This is a genomic window from Puniceispirillum sp. (SeqCode) (assembly GCF_965657105.1).
Taxonomy (GTDB): domain Bacteria; phylum Pseudomonadota; class Alphaproteobacteria; order Puniceispirillales; family Puniceispirillaceae; genus Puniceispirillum.
In genome coordinates, this window is sequence record NZ_CBFHNB010000097.1 from 1 (window position 1) to 3544 (window position 3544).

Consider the following 3544-nt stretch of genomic DNA (forward strand, 5'->3'; position numbering starts at 1 on the left):
ATATCCAGATTATATAGATCGGCATCAATAGCCTCTGCCCCTTCCATATGCATGATGGCAGCCATGATTCCGCTTTTCATACAGCTACGAATATCATCTACGCTGGTACAGATTTTCAACGCGCCCAGCGTCTCAAGCTCGGCAAGTAGCGCCGCCTGTTGCAAGGCAATCGGCAAGGCATCAGTCACATCAATCGCTGGAGGTAGTGGCAGATCATAACTATCCTGTGTCATCAATTCAAATTTGAGAGCAAGATCAACTGGCGACGGGACATAAATGGCAAAAAACCCACCCGCCAAACCGCCTGACTTGGCCTTCATCAGATCAATATGACCATCACGACCCGTGATAAAACTAGTGGCCTGATCGCGTCCACCGGCCTGAAAAAGGCGGAACAATACATCGTTATGCCCGTCAAAAATCGGGATCTCGGCTTTATTCATCACGACGCCCAATCATCATTACTCCAAATCATCAAAATCACACATAAACAGATCATTCTCCATTCAACACCTTTGGCTAATCAGGGGCTATAAAAACCTGTGCTTGATTACAAATTAATTGGTAAAGCCCAAAACTGACTGTTAGGATTTAAACGCTTAGACTAACCAAATTGAGAAACATCAGCGGTATATAACCAATGACGAAACAGAGTGAACCGATACAACGGTCACTCACACAATATGTGAATGAATTACGCCTTAATCACGCGCGCGCATTATTGATGGATACGAATGACAAGATTGTCAGCATTGCGCTGGATTCAGGCTTTGGATCATTATCGCAATTTTACAGCCTGTTTCGTAAGCAATTTGGCGTTACCCCTCGGCCTATCAAGATAGAACACGGCGGTAATATTAGTTACTGGAACACAGATTAGCTAATCGTGCCTAGGGCATAACCACCGCCCCGCACCGTACGGATCAAATTTGGGCGCTTGTCATTGTCCGATGCCGCGCCATTGATCGCTTTACGCAGACGGCTGAAATGCACATCGACCGTGCGCTCTTCGACAAACACGCCATGCCCCCAGACCCGATCGAGCAAAAGTGGACGGCTGAACACCTGACCAGGGCGTTCAAACAATGTCAAAAGCAGTTGATATTCCTTTGGGCCTAGCGGCACAGTTTTGCCAGCTCGACGCACTTCCATTCGGCTTGGAAAAATCTGCAGATCTTCAAATTCCATCATATCGCTTGCCAAAGCGGGGCGCGCGCGGCGTAGCAGGGCTTTAACACGCGATACCAATTCGCGCGGGGAAAAGGGCTTGGTGATATAGTCATCCGCGCCTGTATCCAGCCCCAAAGTCCGGTCGCCTTCTTCACCACGGGCACTCAGAATGATCACAGGCAGGCCTTTAGTTTCTGTCCGTGAGCGGAATAGTCGACAAACCTCAATCCCTGACATATGCGGCATCATCCAGTCCAGAATAATCAGATCGGGCTGCAGATCCTCAACCATATTAACCGCTTGCCTGCCATCAGCAGCTTCGAACACAATAAAACCTGCCTGCCGTAAATTGAACGAAAGCAACTCAAGCTGGTTTGGTTCGTCATCAGCAATCAGGATTTTCGCATTCATCATTTAAGACCACCCATTCACGTTATACCCATTCACGTTATATTAGGACAATTTTGAGCTGGTTTTATCGGCCTTGGGTCTTTCATCATCAAGCTGCACACCCTCAACGAGGAAATGTACTTCTTCGGCAATACCGGTCATATAATCACCGATACGCTCGATATTTTTGCCAATAAATAACAAATGCGCACCACTACCAACCATTTTGCTATTGTCGGTCATCATTGCGATAACTTCATTATAAAAGGCTGTATGCATGTGATCTAACTCCACATCACTGTTACGAAGATCAATCGCAACTTTGATATCGAGATCCTGATAAGCCTGCATGGCATCATTCATCATTGCTTCGGCCATATGACCCATGCGCCCGATATTCACATCCGGAATGGTTTCATGACCTGACGCTGCCATGGCTTTGGTTCGCATAGCGATATTCTTGGAAAAATCGCCAACACGCTCAAAAATGCGTGCAATTTTAGAGGCCACAACAACCCGGCGCAAATCAGATGCCCGTGGTGAACGTAGGGCAATAATCTCAAAGGCATTCTGGATAATTTCAGCCTCCAGAACATCAAGCTCTTTATCACCCTGGATAATCTGATCAAGCGTCTTTTCATCCTGCGTGGCAATGGCATCAAGCGCCATGACAAATCGATCTCTGGCCAGATTGCCAAGCTGTTCAATACGGATGTTCAAATTATTCAGATCATCATCAAATGCCGAAACTATATGCGAATTTTCCATGTTTCTATTATCCAATCTTACCGGAAATATAGGCTTCTGTTTGCTGGTTCAACGGGTTGGTAAACACATCCTTGGTCTGTCCAACTTCGATAAGTTTGCCCAGGTGAAAATAAGCTGTGCGTTGTGAAATTCGAGCCGCCTGCTGCATCGAGTGCGTGACGATCACGATCGAATAATCTGCACTAAGTTCATTTATAAGTTCTTCAACTTTCGCCGTAGCAATAGGGTCAAGCGCTGAACAGGGTTCATCCATCAGAATGACTTCGGGGCTAACCGCTATTGCCCGCGCAATACAAAGACGCTGTTGCTGACCTCCTGACAAGCCGGTGCCTGACTGGGTTAGCCGGTCATGCACTTCGGCCCATAGGCCAGCCCGCTGTAAAGCTTCTTCGACAATAGCATCCAGATGCGCTTTGTCAGATGCCAGCCCGTGAATACGGGGGCCATAGGCGACATTATCATAAATTGACTTTGGAAAAGGGTTGGGCTTTTGAAATACCATGCCCACGCGGGCACGCAACGGCACAACATCAATCGAAGAGTCATATATATCCTGACCATCAAGCGCGATTGTTCCCTTAACGCGGCATGAATCGATAGTGTCATTCATACGGTTTAAACAGCGCAAAAATGTTGACTTTCCACAACCTGACGGGCCGATAAGCGAAATAACCTCTTTGCTGGCAATATCAAGCGATACATCATCAATAGCTTTCTTGTCGCCATAAAAAACATCGACTTTGCGAGCTGTCATACGCGCATCATCAACATAAATATCACCAACTGTATCGGTGTGAACCTCTGCCTTGCTCATTGTGTCACTCTCAATCTCTTCATTAGATATATGTATCCCTAAATGCTTTTGCATATGCACAACCTGACTACCAGCGGCGTTCTAAGCGTTTCCTGAGCACTATTGCAAATGCATTCATACCAACCAGAAATGCCAGTAACACAATAATGGCAGCACTTGTTTTTTGAATAAACATACGCTCGGCAAAATCCGCCCACATGAAAATCTGTACTGGCAACACCGTACCTGGATCCATCACACTGTTAGGAATGTCGACGATAAAGGCAACCATACCAATCATCAATAGCGGCGCTGTTTCCCCAAGCGCCTGCGCCATTCCGATAATCGTACCTGTCAGCATGCCGGGTAAGGCTAGCGGGATGACATGATGAAAAATAGTCTGCATTCGTGATGCACCAACAC

At 46.7% G+C, this 3544-nt stretch carries 6 protein-coding genes; 1 reads left to right on the plus strand and 5 read right to left on the minus strand.

The window, feature by feature from the left end:
• A partial coding sequence (locus ACTF7Q_RS10270; protein WP_438997740.1) for a membrane dipeptidase occupies window positions 1-443 on the minus strand: 443 nt, incomplete at its 3' end.
• Between the two features lie 197 nt (window positions 444-640).
• Here ACTF7Q_RS10270 and ACTF7Q_RS10275 point away from each other — a divergent pair.
• Complete coding sequence (locus ACTF7Q_RS10275) at window positions 641-880, plus strand: helix-turn-helix transcriptional regulator (RefSeq protein WP_438997741.1); 240 nt, start codon at window positions 641-643, stop codon at window positions 878-880.
• On the opposite strand, the gene ACTF7Q_RS10280 is transcribed toward ACTF7Q_RS10275, so the two are convergent.
• The 4 genes from ACTF7Q_RS10280 to ACTF7Q_RS10295 all read right to left on the minus strand — a co-directional run.
• On the minus strand, window positions 877-1581 hold the full coding sequence (locus ACTF7Q_RS10280; protein WP_438997744.1) for a response regulator: 705 nt from the start codon (window positions 1579-1581) through the stop codon (window positions 877-879). The genes ACTF7Q_RS10275 and ACTF7Q_RS10280 overlap by 4 nt on opposite strands.
• Before the next feature lie 42 nt (window positions 1582-1623).
• Window positions 1624-2328 (minus strand): phosphate signaling complex protein PhoU, encoded by a 705-nt coding sequence (gene phoU, locus ACTF7Q_RS10285; RefSeq protein WP_438997742.1) that lies wholly within the window; start codon window positions 2326-2328, stop codon window positions 1624-1626.
• A gap of 7 nt (window positions 2329-2335) precedes the next feature.
• On the minus strand, window positions 2336-3142 hold the full coding sequence (pstB, locus tag ACTF7Q_RS10290) for a phosphate ABC transporter ATP-binding protein PstB (RefSeq protein WP_438997745.1): 807 nt from the start codon (window positions 3140-3142) through the stop codon (window positions 2336-2338).
• Window positions 3143-3209: 67 nt separating this feature from the next.
• On the minus strand, window positions 3210-3544 hold a 335-nt coding region (locus ACTF7Q_RS10295; protein WP_438997743.1), incomplete at its 5' end, for an ABC transporter permease subunit.

What these genes read in the sequence shown, in the direction of transcription:
- ACTF7Q_RS10275 (WP_438997741.1), top strand. Translation starts at nt 641, where the DNA reads ATGACGAAACAGAGTGAACCGATACAACGGTCACTCACACAATATGTG.
- ACTF7Q_RS10280 (WP_438997744.1), bottom strand. Translation starts at nt 1,581, where the DNA reads ATGAATGCGAAAATCCTGATTGCTGATGACGAACCAAACCAGCTTGAG.
- phoU (WP_438997742.1), bottom strand. Translation starts at nt 2,328, where the DNA reads ATGGAAAATTCGCATATAGTTTCGGCATTTGATGATGATCTGAATAAT.
- pstB (WP_438997745.1), bottom strand. Translation starts at nt 3,142, where the DNA reads ATGAGCAAGGCAGAGGTTCACACCGATACAGTTGGTGATATTTATGTT.